The sequence below is a fragment of the Desulfonatronum zhilinae genome (assembly GCF_900182865.1).
Lineage (GTDB): Bacteria > Desulfobacterota > Desulfovibrionia > Desulfovibrionales > Desulfonatronaceae > Desulfonatronum > Desulfonatronum lacustre.
Genome location: NZ_FXUJ01000008.1, coordinates 114,555 through 137,512, shown reverse-complemented (window position 1 = coordinate 137,512; position 22,958 = coordinate 114,555). Strand labels below are relative to the sequence as shown.

Here is a 22,958-nt window from a genome sequence, read left to right as displayed (position 1 = left end):
TGCCCCCCGAGGTTCCCCATGCTTTTAAGTCTGAACTGGCTGCGCGAGTTCACGCCATATGAAGGTTCGGCCGAACAATTGGCCGACCGCCTGACCATGCTTGGTCTGGAAGTGGAAGAGATCATCCGCCCCTTCGCCCATCTTGCCGATGTCGTCGTGGGCCGGGTCCTGGAATGCGACCGCCATCCGCGATCGGACCGGCTCAGCCTGTGCAAGGTGGACATCGGCCAGGTTAAAACGTTGCCCATTGTTTGCGGCGCGCCCAACGTGGCCCGGGGGCAACTCGTGGCCGTGGCCAAGCCCGGCGCGATCCTTCCGGACGGCAAGGAAATCGTCGCGACCGAGATTCGCGGAGAGACCTCCCTGGGCATGATCTGTTCGGAGATCGAACTTGGCCTGGGCGACGAAAGCGATGGGATCATGGTCCTGGAGGGCCACTTCAACCTTGGGCACAGCCTGTTGCGAGTCCTGGACCTGAAAGACGAAGTTCTGAACATATCCATCACGCCGAACCGCGGCGATTGCCTCAGCGTACTCGGTCTGGCCCGGGAAGTGGCCGCGGAGTTCAATCTGCCCCTGAACCCGCCTCAATCTCGGTTGCCCGAGGAAGGCTCCGAGTGCTCCGAAGCCGTGTCCATAGCCATTGACGATCCGGGCCTTTGCCCCCTGTACCAGGCCCGGATCATCCAGGGCATCCGCATCGCTCCCAGCCCGGCGTGGCTGAAACGCCGACTCCTGGCCGTGGGGCAACGGCCCATCAACAACGTGGTGGACGTGACCAACTACATTCTCATGGAGTTTGGCCAGCCCCTGCACGCCTTCGACCTGGCCAAGCTGGCAGGCCCGGCCATCCGGGTCGCCCGGGCCGAGGAAGGCCAACGGTTCACCACACTGGACGGTAAGGAACGCACGCTGCTGGCCACAGATCTGCTGATCAACGACGCGGAAAAGGCCGTGGCCCTGGCCGGGGTCATGGGCGGCGCCAACTCCGAAGTCACGGAGACGACCACGGACATTCTTCTGGAATGCGCGGTCTTCAATCCCATTTCCATCCGCAAGACCTCCCGCCGCCTGGGCCTGTCCAGCGAATCCTCCTACCGCTTCGAGCGCGGGGTGGACCAGCCCGGCTCGGCTTTAGCCCTGGATCGGGCCATGGCCCTGATCAGAGAAACCGCCGGCGGCTCGGTGCTGCGCGGGACGGTCAAAAGCGAGCCCCGGCCTTGGCAGGCCCCCCGCATCGCCTTTCGCCCCCAGCGGGCCACGAAACTGCTCGGCCTGTCCCTGGACGACGCTTTCTGCAAAACCACGTTGCAAGCCCTGGGCTGCGCCGTGGCCGACGACGACCAGCCCGTCTGGCACGTCACCCCGCCCGGCTCCCGCCGGGACCTGGAGCGGGAAGCGGATCTGATCGAGGAGATCGGCCGCTGCTACGGCCTGGACCGCATTCCCGCGGTCCTGCCCCGGGCGGCCAAATCCCTTGACCAACTGGCCTCACTGGCTCCCAGGACCGACTTTGCCCGCCGGGTGAAAACCTGGGGCCAAGGCCTGGGCTTGACAGAGGTGGTCAACTACAGCTTCGTCTCCACCCAGGAACTGACCCTGATGGGTCTGATGGGCGACTTGGCCGACGCCGAGACGACCATTGCCCTGCGCAACCCCCTCTCCGAAGATCAGAACGTCCTGCGGCCCCAACTCGCCCCCGGCCTGCTGCAAAGCGTGCGGCACAACCTGACCCAGGGCAACACCACCCTGCGGCTTTTCGAAACCGCCGTAGTCTTCCAGCCCGATGCAAGCTCCGAAACCGGGGCACGGGAGCCCTCACGCCTGGGCCTGGCCCTGACCGGCCAGCGCCACCCCGAAGGCTGGCCCCATCCCACGGAGTCCGTGGCGAATTCCGTGGACGTCTTCGACCTCAAAGGCATGGTGGAACACCTCCTGCGCCATCTGCGCCTGCCCGCCGCCACGTTCCGGACCCTGGCCGACCATTCCATTTGCCTGCCTTGCGCGGAAATCCTGCTGGACGGTGAATCCTGCGGCTGGCTGGGCCAGGTCCGTGCGGAAATCGCCGAATCCTGCCACGCCCGGCGTGAACTGTTCCTGGCGGAAATCGATCTGGATCTGCTCCAGCGTCGCTGGGCCGAGTCGGTCCAAAGCTTCACGGCCCTGCCGACCTTTCCTCCTGTCCGCCGAGACATGACCGTGATCAGTTCACAGAGCGTAACCTGCGCCGCGATTCAAGAGGCCATTCAATCCACCGACATCAAGCTGCTCCAGGACGTAATCCTGGTGGACCGCTTCCTTCCGAAAACCCAGCCCGAAGCCGACGAAGTCCGCCACACCCTGCGCCTGACCTACCGCCACCCGGAACGTAGCCTGACCAACGAGGAAATCGACCAGCTCCACCAGGGACTTTGCTCCCGCCTCCAGGAACAACTCCCGGTCCGTTTTTCCTGAGAGAAAAGGGGGAAAAGAGAATTCCCTCTTTTCCCCCACCTGGCTCTTTCTCCGTTTTCCTGCTATAGGCTGGGCCGTGAGCGACCTGGGCCTGTAAACGCCCTGGAATCGGAATCTCCCGCAATCCACATCCAGCGGACCAGCCATGCCCAGCACCCAACGGATGTTTCCTGAAATCTCCCCGGGCCCGAAGCGCCTGCGCATCGGCGAGGCGGCCCGAGAGCTTGGCCTTGAGCCGTACGTGCTGCGCTATTGGGAGACGGAATTTCCCCAGCTGGCCCCCCTGCGCACCGAAAAAGGCCAGCGACTCTACACCCAGGACGACATGACCGTATTGCGAAGGATTCAAAAGCTGCTCCACGAAGACGGTCTGACCATCGACGGCGCGAGACGCCGGTTGACGGAAAGCGCCCAGGTTCATGAGCTGACCACCGGGATCATCCAGGAACTTCAGGACATCCGGGCCATCCTGACCGCTCCCGCGCGACCCGGCGCTCGCCGCCGCCCCTGACACCAATGAGGAGACGACCACCATGCCCGGCATTTTTCTGCGTTGGCTGATGCTGACCGTGGCGATTCTGGCCGCGGCCTATCTGGTTGAGGGAATTCAGACAGCGGGCTTTCTCTCCGCCCTGGTCACCGCTGCCGTACTCGGTATTCTCAACGCCATCCTGCGCCCGATCCTGATCATCCTGACCCTGCCCGCGACCATCCTGACCATGGGGCTGTTCCTGTTCGTGATCAACGCCCTGCTCTTGATGATGGTCTCCGGCGTGGTCGGCTCCTTTCATGTGACCGGATTCGGCTCAGCCCTGCTCGGCTCGCTGATCATCAGCCTCGTGGGCTGGCTGCTCAATTCCTTCATCAGCGATCGTGGCCGAGTGGAACGCGTGGAACACATTGAAATGCGCCGCAACCACGGACGCTGGGAACCATGACCCCACCGACCATCGAAACCGTGAACCGCTGAATCTCCCCTCAACAAACCACGTATCGGAGCATCTCCATGAGCGACTATTTGACGCAGTTCTGGAACAAACGCCTGCACAAGGCCCAAGAAGGATTGGAAAGCAACAATTTCGAGACTTACCTGGTGGAGAATCTGGTCCAAGCCAGGGAGACCGTCCTGAACGTGATCCTCCCGGCGGTAAATCCCGATGTGGTGGCCTGGGGCGGTTCCGTAACCTTCTCCGATTCGGGGATCACGGAAGCCCTGAAGCAGCGCAAGGGTCTGAAGGTGCTGGACACCTCCGACCCGTCCCTGAACAAGGGCCAAAAACAGGAACTGCGCCGTCAGGCCCTGCTTTGCGACCTGTATTTCACCGGGACCAACGCCCTGACCGAGAGCGGCCAGCTGATCAACCTGGACATGTACGGCAATCGGGTCGGGGCTTTGGTCTTCGGCCCTCGCCATGTGGTGGTTCTGGTGGGTCGCAACAAACTGTGCGTGGATGTGGAGGAGGCCATGCTCCGGGTCAAGGGATTCGTCGCCCCGGCCAATGCCGCCCGCCTAAAGATGAAGACGCCTTGCGTCAAAACGGGCTTCTGCGAGGACTGCAAAAGCCCTGAACGAATCTGTAACACCTGGACGATCACCGAAAAATCTTTTCCCAAAGGACGGATCAAGGTCGTTCTGGTCAACGAGGATCTCGGGCTGTAGCCGGCGCCGCCACCGTAGTTCCACGGGGAAAGGCAAGCCGGTCAGAGTTCCCGACCAGCTTAGCAATCCGGCTTTTTCAACTGTTAAGAAGCTTTTCCCACGTCTCGACCAACAAAATCCGGCACCAGCCGACATATCAAGTCATTCGGAGATCATGCCGTGCGAACCGATCTGAGCGCCAACTGGGGACCGCTTCCTTTCTTTGTCGGCAGACAGCCCATCTTTGATCGGTCCCAAAAGATCTGGGGCTACCAGCTTTTCCATCGGGCCACCGCCGCCTCGGTGGCCGCCAGCTTTGAGGATGGCGAGGAAGCCACCCTGGAGATCATTCGCAACATCGCGATGAATCCGCTCCTCGATCCCCATGGCCAGACCAAAAACCTGATTACCTTCACCAGGGAGAATGTGGTCCGGAGCGCACCCTTTGCCATGCCTCCGGGCAAAACCGTGGTCAAATATATCGGCTCCCGGGCCGAATCATCCATCCAGAAACAGCTTCAGGAATTGCGCACGGCTGGGTATCTTCTGGCCTGGGAGGACGACGCCGAAGCTGTCGTGCCGGAGGTTTCTGGGCTCGACATCCTGATTCTGGACGCCATGACCGTTCCGGAAAATCGAATTCCCGGCATGATCCACGCCGCCCACGCCGCGAATGTCCTGGTCATGGCCAAGCGGGTCGAGACCCATGCGATTTTCGAACAATTGAAGCGTCACGGCGTGAGCTTGTTTCAAGGCTTCTTTTTCCAAAAGCCGGAAACCTTCCACGGGCCGCGCCTGACACCCCACCACGCCTTGCGGTTTAAACTTCTCGCGATTCTCAACGAGGACCCGCCCAATCCGGACAAGTTGGCCGATATTCTGGAAAAGGACGTCGCGCTGAGCTATCGCCTGCTGCGGTACGCCAACTCTCCCCGGTTCAGCCCGGTGACCAAGATCACTTCCATCCGCAGGGCCCTGTCCTTCATCGGCCTGAAGCACGTCCGGCACATGCTTGAAGTCATTTTGGTCAAGGAAACCACCCTGCCCGGCAAAACCCACGAACTGCCCTTTTCCGCCGCCTTGCGCGGCAAGTTCCTGCAGTCCGCGGCCTCCGGACGCTCTCCTGAAAACGTCACCTCGGAGTCCCTCTTCTTGCTGGGCCTGCTTTCCCTGCTGGAAGCCTTGTTGGACCTGCCCATGCCGGACATCCTGCGCAACCTCCCCCTGGACGACGATTTCAAAGCCGGTTTGTGCCGACAAGCGGGGAGCCCGTATCTGCCCTGGTTGAAACTGGCCGACGCCTTTGAACGCTCGAACTGGGACGAAGCGGACGCCTGCATCAACGAACTCGGCCTGGACCCGCTCAGGGTAGCCTCCAGTTACGCCGAAGCCGTGGATTGGACCCAGACGTTCTTCCAACATGCCTACTGACCCCAAACACCTCCCCATCCCATGCCGTATTCGTCGCAAACAGTGGTCGTGGCCAACGACAGTCCAGCCCTGTGCAAGCTGTGGTCGAAGTGTCGCGTTGGAACGGTTTGCGGGTCCAAGAATTTGAGAGCGCGGAACAAGCTTTTGATCAGCGAGTGCCTCGGGTGGTCTCCAGGTATCGCTCGTAGGTCCAGGCTGCCAGATCTTTGATCATTCGACGCTCCACCGCCCGCCAAACCAATTTGCCGCCTTTTTCCTTGATGCCCTCGGCCGTCAGTTCAAGGCCACTGACGATGTCTTTGGAAGCGTGGTCAACCTGGGTGTAACAAATTCGCCCCTTGAACCAGAGCGTCATGTTGCAGCCTTTCTTGGGATCATGCAGGACCAACCAGATCACCACCCCGGGCATGTCCTCCCAGGCCTCTATCACGTCCTTCAATCCGGAATGCCGGAGGTTGACTTTCATCCCTCCGGCCGAGAGGTCGAGGAGTTGGACCTGTTTTTCCTGGAGATGGTCGTTGTTGATCATCGGCGGATTCAGTTTGACCTTGTTCGTCTCCGGACACTTGACCATGAACTGCCCTTGAGGCCAGAGAGAAAAGCCCAAGACATGTTCCGGCCTGGGAAAGATGCGCATGCTCGACCGCCGCTGACCCAGGGAAAGGGCCTCGGGAGTCCGCAGGACGCAGACATATCCTCCGGGCTGCTTGGTCAGGGAAAGAACGGGGGAAGTGAAGTTGTAGTAAAATTCGCAGGCCTTGGCCCTGTCGTTCAACTGAAAATAGCAGGCGACCTCGTCGCGCAGCCAGTTGGCCATGGTCAGCCCGCCCAGGGAGGTCAATTCCAGGTTGATATTTTTTTTGGTAAAGGAAGAAATCATCCCCGCCACGGACTTGGGTGAACGGCTCAGAAGCGTCGGGATAACGATCAGTTTGGCCCGCTCCGCTATGACCTGTTCCAGAAGTTCACCGGCTTCAGCCGCGGCTACGGTTGTACAGATGTCCATCAGATGAGCGGCTCCTTGTGTCGCGGTTAAAGGAAGCAATCCGAAATAACTTCTTGGGTACACCAGATGCCAAAAAATCGTCAATCAAACCCTTTTATGATTGTCATGCCAACTTGCTTTACGTCAAGCCCGTTCCCCAGGTCGAACAGAGCAAATCTGTTCTCATCAAAATCCAAATCGCGATCGAAATCGGAAATATTGTGCATACCCCCTGATAACGCCGTCTTTTTGGATATGTTCGATCACGATTTCGATACCGATTCAGATAGCGGGTGAGGATCGAGAACAAATCTGCCCTGCCAAGCATTCGTCGATAGAACGGCGAACAGGGCTCGTCCCGCTGAAAACGGACATTCGGCAATTGTCGACCGGACACTTTCAATGTACACCATGACGGCAACACGATCAGAGCCGCTGACCAAATCCGCGGCCCTGAAGCGGTCACCCCCCCGCGGGCAAGTAAAATTTCAATAAACCAGCACGGCGATCCGCGCTCCGATGAGAGTATGCCCAGCGCGTGACCAATCCATGAAATTACGAAGGAATACCCGGTAATGCGCTCATCTCCCCCACCACCTCCATCCGTACAATCCTGCTTTTTCGCCCGCCATCCCATATTCGACCGGAACATGAAACTGTGGGGCTATCAACTGTTGTACAGGGACTGCGAACAGGCCGAGTCCGCGCGGTTTGAAGACCAAGACCAGGCCACGGTGCAAGTCGTCCTGGAAGCGGCGGCATCCCCGAGTCTGGGGCCGGCCCGCGACACATACCTGCTGATGGAATTTTCGATCACGGCCCTGGTCCACGAGGTCCCCTACGCCCTGCCGCCGCACAACATGATCATCAAGCTGACCCCCAGCCTTTGCCGGGACGGGACTGTGCCCGGCGTAATCACCGAACTACGCGCGACGGGTTACCGGCTGGCCCTGGACGGTCCGCTGGACTCTTGTCATCACGTCCTGGCCGAAGCGGATTACCTTATCGTGGACGCCCTGATCGAGTCCTCGGAGGCATTCACCCAAGCCATGAACGCCGCGACCCGAACCGGCATTCCGGTCCTGGTCAAACGGATCGAAACGCCGAAGGCCTTTGCCGAGGCCAAGCGGCTGGGGGCGGAGTTCTTTCTGGGCTTTTTCTTCCAGAAGCCCGAAGTCATTGCCTCGAAAAAGCTTTCCTCCATTCAGGTCGTCCGGCTGAAATTGTTGAAAATGTTGAACAACAAAAATGTAGACTGGAATGAAATCGCCAAGACCCTCCAAAACGACGTGTCCTTGACGTATCGGCTGCTCAAGTTTCTCAATTCTCCCTTTTTCGGCGTGATCCAGCCCATCACCACGGTGCAGCGGGCCGTCGCCTACCTGGGCGCGAAACAAGCCAGAATCTGGTTGCGCATGGTCATTCTCACGGATCTCTGTCCTCCTGAAAAAACCTCCCAGCTTCCCTTGCTCTCGGCCCACCGAGCGCGATTTCTGGAACTCGCGGGTTCAGACCGTTCGGACGTGGACCCTGACGAACTGTTCCTGCTGGGCCTGTTTTCCCTGCTGGACGTCATGTTCGACATGTCCATGCCGGACTTGGTGGACTTCCTGCCGTTGACCGACGCCCTCAAGGCGACACTCTGCGGCCGCCCAAGCCCCTTTGCTCCCTGGCTGGAACTGGCCGCCCAATTTGAACAGGGTCAATGGGACCGCGTGGATGTCCTGGCGGCTCAACTGGACCTGAATCCGATCCAGGTCGGCACCTGTTACGCCCAAGCCATGACCTGGGCCGAAGAATTTTTCCGGATGGCCGGGTGACTTCCTCGAAGTTGCCACGCAAACTCGAAACTGATCAACGAGCATCCCCATGACTGACCAGCCCTCAATCTACTTCGACATATCCGTGCTTTGCGTCGAAGACGAGCCCGTCATCCTGGAATTTCTGAAAGAAATGCTCCGCCCTCACGTCCACCAGGTTCTTTGCGCCAGGGACGGCCACGAAGGATTTTTCGAATTTGCCCGCAGCCGCCCGGACATCGTGCTCACGGACATGGAAATGCCCCGCATGGACGGTCTGGAAATGGGTCAGGCCATCCGCTCCCTGTCTCCCATCACCCAGATCGTCCTGATCACCGGCTTTGAGGACTCACGCATCCTGAAACGCGCCATCCAGCTCAAAGCGGACGGCTTTCTCTCCAAACCCGTCTCCATTCAGGACTTGCTGGGGACCTTGGAACGCTGCAACGAGACGATCCGCTTCCAGCGTGAAGCCATGACCCAGCGCAAACTGCGGGAACTGATCCTGAACAGCCTGCCCTACCCCCTGGTGCTGCTGAACACCGCCACATACCAGGTCTTGTTCGCCAACTCCGAAGCTCAGCTCATGGACATCACGCCCAACAAGTCGGCCAACGGGCCATTTTTTCCGAAACCGGTGCGCCGCGAAATTCACGAATCCGTGACCCTTGCCGAGAAACTGCAAAACATCGATACCCCGCTCCAAATCGAGGCCGCCGGAAAGACCTGGGAGATTTCCATATCCCCGGTGGCGACGGACACCTCGCTCTACGTGGCCGTGGACATCACGGCCCGCCAACATCTGGAATTTCTCAAAGCCGACGTGGAGCGAATCGTCAGGCATGACCTCAAATCGCCCTTGGGGGCGATCATCGGCCTTCCGGACATGCTCCTGCATCAGGCCGGACTATCGGAAACCATGGTCGAATCGCTGACCATGATCCGCGATGCCGGCCACAACATGCTCAACCAGATCAACCTGTCCCTGGATCTGTTCAAGATGGAGCAGGGCAGCTACGAACTGAACCCCGAGCCCGTGGAAGTCATGGCCCTGATGCGGGAGATTCTCCCCCAAATCGACCAATTCGTCAGAGTGATGCAACTGCGGGTGGAAATGGAACTCAATGGACGCAGGCCGACCTCGAGAACGACATCGGACGAACGCTTTTTCGTATTCGGAGAAAAACTGCTCTGCCTGTCCATGCTCTCCAACCTGCTCAAGAACGCGGCGGAGGCCTCACCCAAAGGCGGCACGATCACCATCGGCCTGAAGACGGTCCATGACGGTTCGCTCATCACCATCCACAACCAGGGCGCGATTCCGGCGGCCATCCGGAACCGGCTTTTTGAAAAATACGTCACCGCAGGCAAGCGCCACGGCACCGGCCTGGGAGCCTACTCCGCGGCCCTGATCGCCAGAACCCAGGGAGGAACAATTTCCGCGACATCTTCCGAGGATGCCGGAACGACAATCAGCGTCGTGCTGCCCAGCCCTCCCGCGGCGGTACCGGAAGACCTGAACAGGTCAGTTTTTTTAGGCGGATGATAAGAGCTATTCCACCGGAAACAGGGCTTGGATTTCGGGGCTGACGACCTGATCCCGGCGCATGGCCGCCAGCGCGGCCCTGGCCCCCTGGTCGTCGCCGAGAAAAATCCCGCCGAGCATCCGGCCCTGATCGTGGACCACCTTGCGGTACAGGCCTTTTGCTTGGTCCTGGAAGATCAGGGCTTCGTGGCGGCCCTCGGCGTCGATCTCGCCGAAAGCGGTCAGGGCGATTCCGGCCACCTTCAAGGAGTTGCTCGGCATGGTGCCCGCATACTCCGCCGGCCCTCCGGCCATGTTCGTTCCGGCGACCCGGCCCTGCTCCACCGCCGCCGGCCAGATCCCGTAATACCGGCCCCGGTGCTCGCAGACATCACCGGCGGCGTATACATTCGCCAAGGAGGTCCGCATCCGGTCGTCCACCAGCACGGCCTTGTCCACGGCCAACCCGAGCTTCCGTGCCAGTCCCAGTTCCGGACGCACCCCGGCGGAAATCAGGATCATGTCCGCCGTCAAACGAGTTCCGTTGTCCAGGCGAATCTCCAGGCCGTCAGGCATCCGGGCGATCTGTTCGGTCTTCCTGCCCAGGTGAAAGGCGAATCCCATGTTTTCCAGCAACTCCTGAAGCAGCTTCGCTCCCTGGAGATCGGTCTGCCGGGGCAGCAGACGCGGGAAAACCTCCACCACCTCCACATGGGCGCCGGTCCGGCGCAGGCCGTTTCCAGCCTCCAACCCCAACAGGCCCCCGCCGATCAGTGCAACCCGTCGCCCCTTGCCCGCCACGGCCTTAATCCTCTCCGCATCGGCCATGGTCCGCAAGGTGAACACTTTCGATGTCACCTTCTGATCGTCGGTTCCGGGAATGGGCGGAACGAATGCGTTGCCGCCCGTAGCCAGGAGCAAAGCGTCGTAGCCTACCTCCTCGCCCTCCGCCGTGGTCACGAGACGGCGTTCAGGGCTGGCGTCCTGGACCGGGCAGTCCAATCGCAAGTCAATTCCAAGTCGCTCATACCACTGGGGGCCATGGACAATCAGTTTTTCCGCGGCCTTTTCCCCGGACACCAATTCCGGCAAGGCCGGGGTGTAGTAGTGGCCTTGGGATTCGCGGGAAAACATCACCACCGACGCGCTCTGATCCTGTTTACGGATCGCCTCGGCGGCGCTGTTGGCCGCGGGCCCGTTGCCGATGATCACGAAGCGCTTCATGCTTGTTTCTCCCGCGCGGTGTCAGAGCTCGCCTCGGCGGCGTGGCCGGCCCCACGCTTGGCCAAACGTTGTTCCAGGGCCTTGATCAGCAAAGGCCAGACCAGGGTCGCGTCGCTGGGCACCTCCGCGTGCCGCCCGCCGTCCTTGGGCGCGACGAACTTGCCCCAGGAGACGCCCTCCTGGTACGTGCAGCCGCTCAAACCGCCCCAGTGCACCGGTTCCGGACAGATCCGCACGGCGTAGTGAAAGCGCCGGGCCGTGGTCTTCATGGACTCGACGCGCTGGCTGAGAATTTCCAGAAACGGCCCGACCTGCTGGGCCCAGTTCCGGGGCACGCCTCCACCAATGGTGAAGATCCCGATCCGTTTGGCCCCCAGAATTCGTTTGGTGTAGCTGAACAGGTCCAGAAACGGATTGAACTGAAAGGGGAGCTTGCCCGGCTCGTCGATGTCCAGGGACTGCCACTCCGGGTGGTTGCGCAACATGTACGAAGCCACGTCCAAGGCCAGCTCCGAATCCGTGAAGGCCGGGATATACACCGGCACGTCCTTGGCAAAGGCGCTTTTGAGGATACCCGGGCCGTCATAATTGTCGGTCAAATGCCGACCGATGGCCCGGCACAGACTCTCCGAACTCAAATGGGCGTCGGCACCCACTTCTTCCATCACCCGGGCGATGACCCGTTCGGCCTGCATGAAATTGGTTTCCGGTTCCAGGGTGTCGTAAACCCGATTGTAGCCCTTTTCGAACAGCGCCGCGTCGTTCATCCGGTGCGGTTCGTGCTTATAGTGGCGCAGTCCGATGGATTCGATGAATCCATGGGCCATCAGCGCCCCGGTGGACACGATGATATCCAGCCAGCCGTTGTCGATCATCCGGCACAGCACCTTGCCCATCTTGGCCACGGTCATCGCCCCGGAAAAGGTCCCCACCACCAAGCATTCCGGATCGCTGACCATGGCCTCCAGAACGTCCAGAGCCTCACCCAGACAGCGCCCGCCGAACGCGGTGCGGGACATGGCCGTCACCAGTTCGTCGAAATCCTCCACGGCATCCAAATCAAGGGTTTTCAGGGGCGTCAAGCCGTCTTCCTCTCCACTGTGCAAGGTATCGATACGTCGAATGTTCATGTCGTCTAAAGCTTCTCCTTGGCGTTGCTCCATGAAAAACGGAACCGCCCCCAAAAAAAAGGGCCGAGGGAAGCGGATTCACCTCGGCCCGTTAACGGCGTTTTTTAAGTGCGGCTTCAGGGGAGGAACACCGCGGCGGAAACCGTGGTGGTCCAGACCCCGGCTTGCCCCATGGTCACAACCGGGGCCGAGGCCGAGTCGATGATTTTCCCGCTCATCAGATAGATTTGCCGTCTTTCGTCATAAGCGGTCTCCGGGTTGAAGTCCACGCCCTGGGTTGTGGCCAGCATGGTGGAGGCCAGGTCTTCGGCAAAGTCGCCCAGTTCCTGCTCATCGGCCCCAAAGGCGGTATGCTCGGAAATGTAGCCGTAGTGCTCCTTGCTGGCCGGAAAGGCCATGCCCACGGCCGACCCCACCAAACGCCCCTTCTCGTTCGTGGCGTTACGGGCCATCACGCAAAAGGTGATCTGTCCCGGACTGAGCTGCTTCACCCCTTCTTCCACTGTGACCATTTTGCAGTTTGGAGGGAAGATACTGGACACATAGACCAGATTCAGCTTTTCGATCCCGGCGTCGCGCAACGCCAACTCGAACGACTGAAGTTTGTTTTTGTGTCTGCCGATGCCCCTGGTGAAAAATGCCTGCCGTGGTACAAAATTGATCATATTCGATCCTCCTAAACAAAATGTTTCCACTCCCGAAGAAGTGAAATGCCTCATAAGGATTTTTTGGCCCGAAGGAAAGGGTCCGCGATGCCCAAACCCTGAAGCCGCGACTTGGCCAGGTCCGCCTCGGCCTGCGAGCCGCGCACCGTGACCAACACCCGATACCATTGCCGATCATTGACCATTCCAGCTTCCACGGACGCCGACAGTCCCGTGGAGGCAATGCTTTGCTGCAACGCCCTGGCCTGGCTGTCATTCTGAAACGAGGCCACTTGATAGACGAACTCAAAACGCGGTCCCGCCGGTTCCAGAGGTTCCGCAAGCCCTGCCTGTCCAGTCGGGCCAGTCGGTTCGGGCGCGGCGACGACCGGAGCCGGGGCGTGATCAGGCGCGGCCTCCCGCTGGGCCTGAGGAGTCTGCCGGACTGGAGCCGAAACCCGCGGCGGTTCGACTCGGCGGGGCGCTTCAGGGGAGGGTTGGCTGCCCCGTTCCTGAAGCGTCTCGTGAAATCGCAGTTCCTCGGGCTGCAAAACGGTTCGCGGCGTGGAGAGCGTCGGCAGTTTGGCGGACTCCCAACCGATTTCCGGAATCACCGACTCCGGATGGTATCCTCTGCCAACCAGAATGCCCAAAATGAACGCCCAGGCCATGACCAAAGTGCCCACCAATCCCACGCCGAGCATCCCAAAGGGACCCAGTTCAAACCTCCAGCGTTTCTTCTTTCCGCCGGGGGAAGTCGAGGGTTTGGAGTTCTTCTGCGCCATATCCGAATCGGCCTACATCTTCTCCGGTGCGCTCACACCCAGCAAACCCAACCCGTTACGCAACACCTGGGCCACGGCCCGGCATAAGGCCAGCCGAGCCTGAACCAATTCCGGCGCCCCCGCGGCCAGGACCGGATGCGTGGTGTAGTAGCGGTGCAGCTTTCCGGCCATATCCAACAGATAGTGGCTGAGGTGGTGCGGGCTGAGGGTGACCCCGGCGGAAACCAGCACATCGCCGAACTGATCCAGGGCTTTGAGCAGTTCCATATCCCCTTCTCCGTCCAGCAGAGCCAGCGTCTCCAGGGTCGGCCGCAAAGGAATCACTCCGGCTTCTCCGGCCTTGGCCAGCAGGGAATGAATCCGGGCATGAGCGTACTGCACGTAGTAGACCGGGTTGTCCATGGTCTGCCGTTTGACCAGTTCCAGGTCAAAGTCCAGATGGCTGTCGCTCTTGCGGCTGAGAAAGATAAACCGGGCCGCGTCCGGCCCCACCTCGGCGCACACGTCGGCCAGGGTCTCGAACTCCCCGGCCCGAGTAGACATGGCGATCTGCTCTCCGGCCCGGAGCAGGTTGACCAGTTGGACCAAAATGCATTGCAAGTCCTCCGGGGCCCGGCCCAGAGCCTGGGCCGCGGCTTTCATCCGGCCGACGTAGCCGTGATGGTCCGCGCCCCAAATGTCCACCACCAGATCGAAGCCGCGCTCGAACTTATCCGCGTGGTAGGCGATGTCCGAGGCCAGGTACGTCAACGAGCCGTCGGACTTGCGCAGCACCCGGTCCTTGTCGTCCCCATACCGGGTGCTGGCGAACCAGAGCGCCCCGTCCTGCTCGTAGGCCAGCCCATCCGCCCGCAATCGCTCCAGGGTCCGTTCCACGGCTCCGTCCCGGATCAAGCCGGACTCGGAGAACCAGACCTGGTGTTCCACCCGAAAGTCCTGGAGATCCTGGCGGATTCCGGCCAGGATTTGGTCCACGGCGTATTCACGGGCCACGTCCAGGGCTTCTTGCTCCGGAAGGTCCGCTGTCCGCTCTCCGTCCCGGTCCGCTAATCCTTGGGCCAACTCCCGGATGTACTCCCCTTTGTACCCGTCCTCGGGAAAAACCGCTTCCCGCCCGAGCAATTCCAGATACCGGGACAGGACCGAGGCCCCCAGGAGCCGCATCTGGCGACCGGCGTCGTTAAGGTAGTATTCCGTGGTCACGTCGTGGCCCATAAACCGCAGGATACGAGCCAGACTGTCCCCCAGGGCCGCCCCGCGCCCGTGGCCGATGTGCAGCGGGCCGGTGGGGTTGGCGGAGACGAACTCCACCTGGACCTTGCGACCCCGACCCAGGTCGGTCTGTCCGTATTCATCGCCCTGGTCCAGGATGTCCAGGACGCCTTGTTGCCAGAAAGACGGGGCCAGGGTGAAATTCAAGAACCCCGGACCGGCGGTCTCCACTTTGGCCAATCGTCCGTGGCCCAGGCCGGCCAAGCGCTGTTCCACATCCTGGGCGATCTGCCGGGGGTTCTTTCCGGCTTTCTTGGACAGGGTGAAGGCCATATTCGTGGCCAAATCCCCGAAACGCTTGTCCCTCGGTGGTTCCAGGGTCGTGGCAGGGGTCCACTCCAGGCCGTGTTCGGTCAGAAAGGGCGTCAACAATTCCCGCAAATAATTTTGTGCTCGCATTGGGTTGCGTCGTCTCGTCTTGTTGATGATTCTTTTTTCGGCCTCCCGACGGCCGTGTCCTTTCACGTCATACTTTGGCTTTGGCTTGTAACTACTCAGTACATTTTGTGTCCGATCTTGCATCGGCAATCGGTGTCGGGGTCGGTATCGGAGTCGGAATCGAAACAGGAAGAATTTAGAACGCACCCCAGCGTTTTCGATCCCGATCCCGATTCCGATTCCGACTCCGGCAACAGAATTTCTCTGTGCTGAGTAGTTGCTGGCTCGGGCTCAACTCCCGGCGGTCGGACCGAGCGCTTCCAGGTGCTCCAGGCTGGAGATGCTCTTCGCCTCCCAGGGCTCGTCCACCTTGGCCAGAATCGCGCCAGCCAGCCGGCTCAGAACCCCTTTGGGGCCAAGCTCGATCCAGGTTCGGGCCCCGTCATCCCACTGTGCCAAAATGCTTTGGGTCCAGAGCACGGAAGAGGTCATCTGCTCCGCCACCAGGGTCTGGATGCGGGCGGGATCAGGCTCCACGGCCGCCGTAACGTTGAAGTAGACCGGAATGCGCGGCGCGCGCCAATCCAATTTCTTCAATGCTCCGGCGAACTCCTTGGCCGGTTCGGCCATCAAAGAGCTATGAAAGGCCCCGCTCACGGCCAAGGGTACGGCACGGCCCTTGCGATCCTTGACCAGGGCCGCGGCCTGGCCCACCAGGTCGGCGGTCCCGCTGATCACGAACTGGGCCGGAGAATTGTGGTTGGCGATGCGCAGTTCCCGGCCGCTTTCGCCCCGGACCGCGTCCACGATTTCCTGGACCACCTCCTGGGAAAGCTTGAGCACCGCGGCCATCTTGCCGCCTTGGTCCGCCCCGACCTCGTCCATCAACTGACCGCGCAACGCAGTCAGTTCCAGGACCGCCGGAATATCCAGAACCCGCGCCGCGGCCAGCGCGGCGAATTCTCCCAGGCTGTGACCGGCCAGACCGTCCACCCGCAAACGCTCATGGCCCACGATCCACAACCCCAGGGTGGTCGCGGTCATGGCCGGCTGGAGATATCTGGTCCGGGCCATGTCCTGTTCCGCGCCGTCCCAATAGATCTCCCGCAGCGGCGCTCCCGCCGCCTTTTCCGCCCGCTTCCACAATTCCATGGCCTCGGGGAACCGCTCTGCCACGTCCCTTCCCATGCCCGGCTCCTGGGACCCCTGACCGGGAAAGACAACCACGATTTTCGATGTTGATTCACTCATATTTTTGTCCATAACAGTACGTTCCCGTTCCGCTTCAACTTTCAAACCACGGTTTCAAACCTCAGCTCCCAGGTCTCAGCCTTCATCCCTCTCTCCCCTCTTGCATTTTCCCACATGATCGGCCATGGATCGCCCCATGGCCGCCAAAACCACCTCCCCGACTCCGCCGACACCGGACCAGATTACCGCCCTGGCCGCCGACCTCGGTCGGACGCTGACCACGGAGCAAGCTCTGGGATTAAGCCGGTATCTCGGGCTGCTGCTCCAGTGGAATCAACGCATGAATCTGGTCGGACCCGGTGATTGGAGGACCGTCCTGACGGACCTGGTGGCGGACAGTTGGCTGTTGGCCGATTTTTTGGACACCCTGCCCCTGCTGAAAAACGCTCCGAATAGCCCCACGGGTAATCAACCGAAAAAACCTCTGGCCGTGGATCTGGGCGCCGGGGCCGGGCTGCCCGGCCTGCCCTTGCGGCTGTTCTGGCCGCAGGGAACGTATCATCTGGTGGAAATCCGCCGCAAGCGCACGGCCTTTCTGCTCCAGGCCGTCGCGGCCATGGGGCTGCGCCGGACCATGGTTCGACCGGAACGGGCCGAACAGGCCTTGCCCGCCCTGGCTCCCGTGGATCTGTGCCTGAGCCGGGCCTTTCTGCCCTGGCCCCGACTTCTGGAATTGGTCCGCCCCTGGCTGGCACCCAAGGGGCTGGTCCTGATCATGGCCAACGAGACCCCGCCCGAACCCCTTCCGGAAGGCTGGTCCCTTCAGGCCGCCCGGGGCTATCCTTCCGGCGACAAAAACCGTTATTTCTGGTCCTTGGCCGCCGCCGTCATCTCCAGATAGGAGCCTTTGAAAATGGCCTCCGTGGCCGCGGCGTCCGCGGCCTCGCCCAGGTCCATCAACGTTTCCAGGAATTCCAGGATCACGAACCGATCGTTCTCGCATCCGTCCTGAAAATCCTGAACCAACCGGCCGCTGGAAAGCAGTTCCTCGATTTCCCGCAAACAATCCATGGGAAGCATTGTCGTGCCTTGGTGATCCTTGCTGATATTTATTTGAGATTCGGATAGACGTAAAAAACGAGTATCATGGCAGGAAACAGCCGTGGCGTAAAGAGCGCCGCACGTCTTTTCGCCGACAATAACGGGGGAAAAAATGAACCACGGGGCACACGGGGATCAGGGGGCGGACATGAACCAGACTGCCTTTCCCCGTGCTCCCCCTGCGCCCCGTGGTTACCTTCTTTACAATTCCCGGCATCCCTCAAGATACAGCCGCCAGCCCCCGTCATCCCCGCGTTTCTCCAAAAAGCCTTCCCGGCCCTTGACCCACCAGACGTACTCCCGTTCATCGGTATACCTGGACCCCGAAGCCGAAAGAGCACTGGGCAAGGTGACCATCTCGCCGTCCGGCATATCCAAGCGAACGAAATGCAGCGTCTTGTCGGAGAGTACATAATAGCTGGCCGTGAGCCGTGCTTCGCCGATACAGAGGTACGCGACCTCGGAGATCGGAACCGCGGTCAGTTCGCCAAGATCACGTCCGCCCCGATTCCAGATGCAACCGGCAATCAGCAGGCCGGCCAAGCAGGTGAAGACTCCGACTGTCCGTATCATGCTCCGCTCCTTATTCATCTCTCCTGCCGGTCTTCCCAAGATCGCGTCGAGAAAATTACCAGCCAAGCAAATAGGCAAAGATCAACGGCGCGACGATGGTCGCGTCGGACTCGATAATGAACTTCGGCGTGTCCACGCCCAATTTGCCCCAGGTGATCTTCTCGTTAGGGATGGCCCCGGAATAGGAGCCATAGCTGGTGGTGCTGTCGCTGATCTGGCAGAAATACCCCCACAGCGGAACATCCGTCCGCTCCATGTCCTGGTGAAGCATGGGCACCACGCAGATCGGGAAGTCCCCGGCGATTCCCCCGCCGATCTGAAACATGCCCAGGGGATTTTGCTTCGTGGTCTGGGTGTAGTGATCCGCCAGCCAGGTCATATACTCGATCCCGGTGCGCACGGTGTGCACGTTTTTGACCTCGCCCCGCAGCACGGCCGCGGCGTACATGTTGCCCAAGGTGGAATCCTCCCAACCCGGCACGACCATGGGCACGTTCTTTTCCATGGCCGCCAGCATCCAGGAATCCTTCGGATCAATCTGGTAGGACGGAGCCAGGTCTCCGGCGGCCAGGATCTGGCGGAAGAACTCATGAGGAAAGTAGCGCTCCCCCTTGGCGTCCGCCGCGGCCCAGACCTGGAGCATGGCCTTCTCGATCCGGCGCATGGCCTCCATTTCCGGGATACAGGTGTCCGTGACCCGATTCATGTGCCGGGCCAGCAGTTCCGCTTCGTCCTGGGGGGTGAGGTCCCGATAATTGGGCACCCGTTCGTAAAAATCGTGGGCCACGAGATTGAAGATGTCCTCCTCCAGATTGGCCCCGGTGCAGACGATCAGATGCACCTTGTCCCGACGGATCATCTCGGCCAGGGACAACCCCAGCTCAGCGGTGCTCATGGCCCCGGCCAGGGTGATCATCATCTTTCCGCCGCCGGCCAGAAAATCGTCATAGGCCCTTGCCGCGTCGATTAAGGCCGCTGCGTTGAAATGCCGATAATGGTTCGTAATGAACGATCCCACCGGTCCGAGTTTGGCGGTATCGCTTGATTTCTTGGATATCGTACTCTCAGCCGAACACATGACCAAGTCTCCTTTGAAACAAAAAGTAGGGTGAATTGCCGATTGCGGCATACGTCATGCTTGGGATAGTCGGTGCCAAGACTTCCGTCAATTTTCGAGGCGCCTCAGTCCTGGGCTGATTTCCTCTCGGAAGCAACGGAGAGAACAACATCAAGCGAAATCGAAATCGCTATCGAAATCGGAAGAAAAATTGTGCATCATCGGGATTACGTCATCTTCTTGGCCATGAGGCTCGATTTCGATCACGATTTCGATTTCGTTCAAGATCCACTCAGGATATGGAATCGGGGAAGTGCAAGGCTCCGAATCTGGACGCTGCAAGCACGGTCGCGTACAAGACCGTCATGGGATACGACACGCTGCAAGCATGCATTCGCGATTTGGAGGCTGCCGGAAGACTGGTCCGGCTGGACGTGGCGGTGGACCCGTACCTGGAAGCCGGGGTCATTCAGCGCCGAGTCTACCAGGCCGGAGGACCGGCCCTGCTCTTCACCAGGGTCAAAGGCTGCCGCTTCCCCATGCTGGGCAACCTATTCGGTACCCTCGACCGAGCCAGATACATCTTCCGGGACACCCTCCCGGCCCTGGATAAACTGGTCAGGCTGAAGGTCGATCCGAGCGAGGCGCTCCGAGCCCCCTGGAAATATCTGGGACTGGTTCGCACCCTGTGGAACGCCCGGCCGAAGTACGTGATCAACGGGCCGATCCTGGCCGAAAACTGCGCCCTGTCCGACCTGCCCAACCAGGTTTCCTGGCCCAGGGACGGCGGAGCCTTCGTCACCCTGCCCCAAGTCTACTCCGAAAGCCCGGGCAGGCCAGGCCAAAACAATTGGATGCATTCCAACCTGGGCATGTACCGGGTCCAGTTCTCCGGCGGGCGGTACGCTCCCGACCGGGAAGCGGGCCTGCACTACCAGATCCACCGGGGCATCGGGGTGCACCATGCCGAGGCTTTGCAGCGCGGCCTGCCGTTGCGGGTGAACGTGTTCATCGGCGGACCGCCGGCCATGACCCTGGCCGCGGTGATGCCCCTGCCCGAGGGTATGCCGGAACTCAGCTTCGCCGGGATGCTTGGCGGCGGCAGACTGGAACTGGTCCGCTCCGCAAACGGTCTTCCCATGCCTGCTCAGGCCGACTTCTGCATCTCCGGCGTGGTCAAAGACGCCCAAACCCTGCCCGAAGGTCCCTTCGGCGACCACCTTGGCTACTACAGCCTGGAACACGACTTCCCGGTGCTCACCGTGGACCGGGTTTATCACCGCCCGGACGCGGTCTGGCCTTTCACTACCGTAGGCCGCCCGCCCCAGGAAGACACCACCTTCGGCGCGCTGATCCACGAACTCACCGGTGACGCCATTCCGACCGTGCTCCCGGGAGTCCGGGCCGTGCATGCCGTGGACGCAGCCGGGGTGCATCCCCTGCTCCTGGCCCTGGGCAGCGAGCGCTACGTGCCCTATGATTCGGCACGAGCGCCTCGGGAACTGCTCACCCAGGCCAACGCCATTCTCGGCCAGGGCCAACTCTCCCTGGCCAAATATCTGCTCATCGCCGACCAAGCCGACGACTCCCGTCTGGACATCCACGACATCGCCAATTTCTTCCGCCACGTCTTGGCGCGGGTGGATTGGACCCGGGATCTGCACTTCCAGACCCGAACCACCGTGGACACCCTGGACTACTCCGGTCTGGGGCTGAACGAAGGCTCCAAGGTGGTGATCGCCGCTGCCGGCCCGCCCCGCAGGACCCTGCCCACGTCTTTTCCCAGCGCCCTCCACCTACCGGATGGTTTTGGCTCGCCCCAGGTCTGCGCACCGGACGTTCTGGCCGGAATCCTCGTCATCCAGGGACCACCCTGCACCCGGACCCGGCACGCCCAGGACCCGATCATGGCCGAATTCTGCCGCGAACTGCACACCAGAGGGCAACTCCCGGACTGGCCGCTGATCATCGTGGCCGACGACAGCGCCTTTGTCGCCCGAACCCTGAACAACTTCATCTGGACCACCTTCACCCGCTCCGACCCAGCCTGCGACATCTATGGAGCAGGCGAAACCATGACCTGCAAACACTGGGGCTGCCCCGGCCCCCTGGTCATCGACGCCCGAGCCAAACCCCACCACGCCCCGGCCTTGGAACCGGATCCGGAAGTGGAAAAAAGAGTGGATATGCTCGCGGCCAAGGGAGGGCCGCTGGCGGGATTGTGGTGAACCTCAGAGCCGGGTTACAGGCGACACCTTTGCTTCCCTACATTGCGAGTGGCAATATGACGCGAGACGAGCATATACTCTACTGGCTGCAAGAATCCGACAAAGATTGTTCCGTCATGACCAGTCTTTTGGATAATGGTCATTTCACTTGGGCACTTTTTGTCGGCCATCTAGTCCTTGAAAAACTTCTCAAGGCAATTTACGTACAAAATATTGACAAAGAAGTTCCGCGTATTCACCATCTGCTCAAAATAGCCCGAGATGCAGGTTTAGAAATGACAGTTGATCAGGAAAATTTTCTACTTGAGGTGACGACATACAACATCAAAGGGAGATATCCGGATTACAAGAAGCAATTTGCACGCAAGGCAGGTCTTGATTTCACATTACAAAGAGTAGCCCAGATAAAGGAGATGCGTCGATGGCTCAAAAACAAATTGCAGCGCTGATCGAAAATAGCATCAAAGAGTATATACAGATACTACGTAAAAATAGTGTTCCGATCCAAAGCTTATATCTTTTTGGTTCTCATGCAAAAGGAACGGCCAAGGCAGACAGTGACATTGACCTGGCCGTCTTCTGGGACAAGGATGAGATTGACGGTTATGATGAAGACGTACGCTTAATGAAACTAACACGGCAGATGAACGTATGCATCGAGCCTCATTCGTTTTCACGCAAAGACCTTGAACATCCGGACCCATTTGTTCAAGAGATCATGGCAACCGGTGCACGGCTCATTTAGGAGCATGAAACAAGAGCACGATTCAGACAGTCATCTCAAGAGAGTCCGAGCTTTGATCTAATCCAGCCCTAGCTGGGCCAGCAGATCGTCTACGTCGTTCTGGTTGGTCGTGGTTTGCGGGCCTTTGAGGTCCGAGGCTTTTTGTTTGGCTTCGGTGTTCAGGGTCTGGAAGTCCTTTTCCGGCTCCTCGTCAATTCCTTTGATTTTCAACCCCGTGGCCACGAACAGTTCCGTGGTGATCCGTTCCACCTGCTTGATGGCGGTAATGATCTTCTTGATCCGCTGGCCGGTCAGATCCTGGAAGGACAGAGCGGTCATGATCCGCATGAAGTCCTCGCTCAGGCGCTGGTTGGTGGCGATCAGGGCGTTCACGTCCGCGGCCCTGGCCCCGCCGCTGCGGAATCGCTCCAGGATCGCGGTCATCTCGGCCTGCAACTCCATCTGATCTTCCACAATGTCCATGACCTGGACCGCGGCCTGCTCCGTGGCCTTGAGAATCTCGTCGAGTTGATCCGAGGCTTCGGAGATCAGAGCGGAAGTTTGCCCGTCCACGATCGGAGCCTGTCCATCGTATTTCTTGGCTTCGGCGATTTCCTTGTAGATTTGCTTCAACCCGTCTTGCAATTCCGCGTTCAGGGTCCGGTAGAACTCACCTTGCATCAGAGATCGGCTGATGTTCTTCTGCAATTCTCTTTCCAGAGCCTGGACCATGGTTCCGCGTAATTCTTCGGAAATACGCGCGGCAATCCGATCCATGACCCGATCAGCCATTTCATCATTGCTGAGCATGGTGCTCC

At 60.2% G+C, this 22,958-nt stretch carries 22 protein-coding genes; 11 read left to right on the top strand and 11 right to left on the bottom strand.

Annotated elements, in window-relative coordinates:
• Window positions 1-18 precede the first annotated feature (18 nt).
• From pheT to AC559A_RS08670, 5 genes are all read left to right on the top strand, one after another.
• Window positions 19-2,454: a phenylalanine--tRNA ligase subunit beta gene (pheT, locus tag AC559A_RS08690; protein WP_498817500.1), complete on the top strand. Its 2,436-nt coding sequence runs from the start codon at window positions 19-21 to the stop codon at window positions 2,452-2,454.
• Between the two features lie 145 nt (window positions 2,455-2,599).
• The gene (locus tag AC559A_RS08685; protein ID WP_498817498.1) at window positions 2,600-2,965 is read left to right on the top strand and encodes a MerR family transcriptional regulator; all 366 of its coding nucleotides are present in this window, start codon (window positions 2,600-2,602) and stop codon (window positions 2,963-2,965) included.
• Between the two features lie 22 nt (window positions 2,966-2,987).
• Complete coding sequence (locus tag AC559A_RS08680) at window positions 2,988-3,392, top strand: phage holin family protein (RefSeq protein WP_028572052.1); 405 nt, start codon at window positions 2,988-2,990, stop codon at window positions 3,390-3,392.
• 68 nt (window positions 3,393-3,460) lie between these two features.
• Window positions 3,461-4,114 (top strand): lactate utilization protein, encoded by a 654-nt coding sequence (locus tag AC559A_RS08675; protein ID WP_498817496.1) that lies wholly within the window; start codon window positions 3,461-3,463, stop codon window positions 4,112-4,114.
• A gap of 159 nt (window positions 4,115-4,273) precedes the next feature.
• Window positions 4,274-5,524 carry an EAL and HDOD domain-containing protein gene (locus tag AC559A_RS08670; RefSeq protein ID WP_498817494.1) on the top strand — a complete coding sequence of 417 codons (1,251 nt, stop codon included), beginning with the start codon at window positions 4,274-4,276 and terminating at the stop codon, window positions 5,522-5,524.
• A 148-nt stretch (window positions 5,525-5,672) separates the two neighbouring features.
• On the opposite strand, the gene AC559A_RS08665 is transcribed toward AC559A_RS08670, so the two are convergent.
• Window positions 5,673-6,530, bottom strand: a complete 858-nt coding sequence (locus tag AC559A_RS08665; protein ID WP_498817492.1) for a PilZ domain-containing protein — start codon at window positions 6,528-6,530, stop codon at window positions 5,673-5,675.
• A gap of 629 nt (window positions 6,531-7,159) precedes the next feature.
• Here AC559A_RS08665 and AC559A_RS08660 point away from each other — a divergent pair.
• Both AC559A_RS08660 and AC559A_RS08655 read left to right on the top strand, forming a co-directional pair.
• Window positions 7,160-8,329 (top strand): EAL and HDOD domain-containing protein, encoded by a 1,170-nt coding sequence (locus AC559A_RS08660; RefSeq protein WP_028572056.1) that lies wholly within the window; start codon window positions 7,160-7,162, stop codon window positions 8,327-8,329.
• Between the two features lie 49 nt (window positions 8,330-8,378).
• Window positions 8,379-9,854: a response regulator gene (locus AC559A_RS08655; protein ID WP_498817489.1), complete on the top strand. Its 1,476-nt coding sequence runs from the start codon at window positions 8,379-8,381 to the stop codon at window positions 9,852-9,854.
• A gap of 6 nt (window positions 9,855-9,860) precedes the next feature.
• On the opposite strand, the gene AC559A_RS08650 is transcribed toward AC559A_RS08655, so the two are convergent.
• The 6 genes from AC559A_RS08650 to AC559A_RS08625 form a co-directional block, all read right to left on the bottom strand.
• Window positions 9,861-11,057, bottom strand: a complete 1,197-nt coding sequence (locus tag AC559A_RS08650; RefSeq protein ID WP_498817487.1) for an NAD(P)/FAD-dependent oxidoreductase — start codon at window positions 11,055-11,057, stop codon at window positions 9,861-9,863.
• Entirely contained in the window at window positions 11,054-12,187 is a 1,134-nt protein-coding gene (locus tag AC559A_RS08645; RefSeq protein ID WP_051434503.1) for a deoxyhypusine synthase family protein, read from the bottom strand. Before AC559A_RS08645 ends, AC559A_RS08650 begins: the two co-directional genes overlap by 4 nt.
• 116 nt (window positions 12,188-12,303) lie before the next feature.
• Window positions 12,304-12,852: a pyruvoyl-dependent arginine decarboxylase gene (locus tag AC559A_RS08640; RefSeq protein ID WP_084031963.1), complete on the bottom strand. Its 549-nt coding sequence runs from the start codon at window positions 12,850-12,852 to the stop codon at window positions 12,304-12,306.
• A gap of 50 nt (window positions 12,853-12,902) precedes the next feature.
• Window positions 12,903-13,616, bottom strand: coding sequence for an SPOR domain-containing protein (locus AC559A_RS08635; RefSeq protein WP_498817485.1), 714 nt, complete (start codon window positions 13,614-13,616; stop codon window positions 12,903-12,905).
• A gap of 12 nt (window positions 13,617-13,628) precedes the next feature.
• Window positions 13,629-15,287, bottom strand: a complete 1,659-nt coding sequence (argS, locus tag AC559A_RS08630) for an arginine--tRNA ligase (RefSeq protein ID WP_498817483.1) — start codon at window positions 15,285-15,287, stop codon at window positions 13,629-13,631.
• Window positions 15,288-15,557: 270 nt separating this feature from the next.
• Entirely contained in the window at window positions 15,558-16,517 is a 960-nt protein-coding gene (locus AC559A_RS08625) for an ACP S-malonyltransferase (protein WP_498817481.1), read from the bottom strand.
• 136 nt (window positions 16,518-16,653) lie between these two features.
• Here AC559A_RS08625 and AC559A_RS08620 point away from each other — a divergent pair, with 136 nt between their 5' ends.
• Entirely contained in the window at window positions 16,654-17,358 is a 705-nt protein-coding gene (locus tag AC559A_RS08620) for a 16S rRNA (guanine(527)-N(7))-methyltransferase RsmG (protein ID WP_498817479.1), read from the top strand.
• Here the strand turns inward: AC559A_RS08620 and AC559A_RS08615 are convergent.
• From AC559A_RS08615 to AC559A_RS08605, 3 genes are all read right to left on the bottom strand, one after another.
• The gene (locus tag AC559A_RS08615) at window positions 17,319-17,528 is read right to left on the bottom strand and encodes a hypothetical protein (protein ID WP_498817477.1); all 210 of its coding nucleotides are present in this window, start codon (window positions 17,526-17,528) and stop codon (window positions 17,319-17,321) included. The two genes, AC559A_RS08620 and AC559A_RS08615, sit on opposite strands and share 40 nt — an antisense overlap.
• Window positions 17,529-17,759: 231 nt before the next feature.
• The gene (locus tag AC559A_RS08610) at window positions 17,760-18,131 is read right to left on the bottom strand and encodes an MliC family protein (protein ID WP_084031964.1); all 372 of its coding nucleotides are present in this window, start codon (window positions 18,129-18,131) and stop codon (window positions 17,760-17,762) included.
• Between the two features lie 55 nt (window positions 18,132-18,186).
• Window positions 18,187-19,209: a deoxyhypusine synthase family protein gene (locus AC559A_RS08605; protein ID WP_498817475.1), complete on the bottom strand. Its 1,023-nt coding sequence runs from the start codon at window positions 19,207-19,209 to the stop codon at window positions 18,187-18,189.
• 344 nt (window positions 19,210-19,553) lie between these two features.
• Between AC559A_RS08605 and AC559A_RS08600 the strand changes: the two genes are divergently transcribed.
• The 3 genes from AC559A_RS08600 to AC559A_RS08590 are packed head-to-tail and all read left to right on the top strand — an operon-like array spanning window position 19,554 to window position 22,161.
• Window positions 19,554-21,416: a UbiD family decarboxylase gene (locus AC559A_RS08600; RefSeq protein WP_498817473.1), complete on the top strand. Its 1,863-nt coding sequence runs from the start codon at window positions 19,554-19,556 to the stop codon at window positions 21,414-21,416.
• Window positions 21,413-21,865, top strand: coding sequence for a HEPN domain-containing protein (locus tag AC559A_RS08595; RefSeq protein ID WP_051434505.1), 453 nt, complete (start codon window positions 21,413-21,415; stop codon window positions 21,863-21,865). The genes AC559A_RS08600 and AC559A_RS08595 overlap by 4 nt, the downstream gene beginning before the upstream one ends.
• On the top strand, window positions 21,838-22,161 hold the full coding sequence (locus AC559A_RS08590; protein WP_028572068.1) for a nucleotidyltransferase domain-containing protein: 324 nt from the start codon (window positions 21,838-21,840) through the stop codon (window positions 22,159-22,161). Before AC559A_RS08595 ends, AC559A_RS08590 begins: the two co-directional genes overlap by 28 nt.
• A 57-nt stretch (window positions 22,162-22,218) precedes the next feature.
• Here the strand turns inward: AC559A_RS08590 and AC559A_RS08585 are convergent, their stop codons facing one another.
• Window positions 22,219-22,950 (bottom strand): protein phosphatase CheZ, encoded by a 732-nt coding sequence (locus AC559A_RS08585; protein WP_028572069.1) that lies wholly within the window; start codon window positions 22,948-22,950, stop codon window positions 22,219-22,221.
• Window positions 22,951-22,958 lie beyond the last annotated feature (8 nt).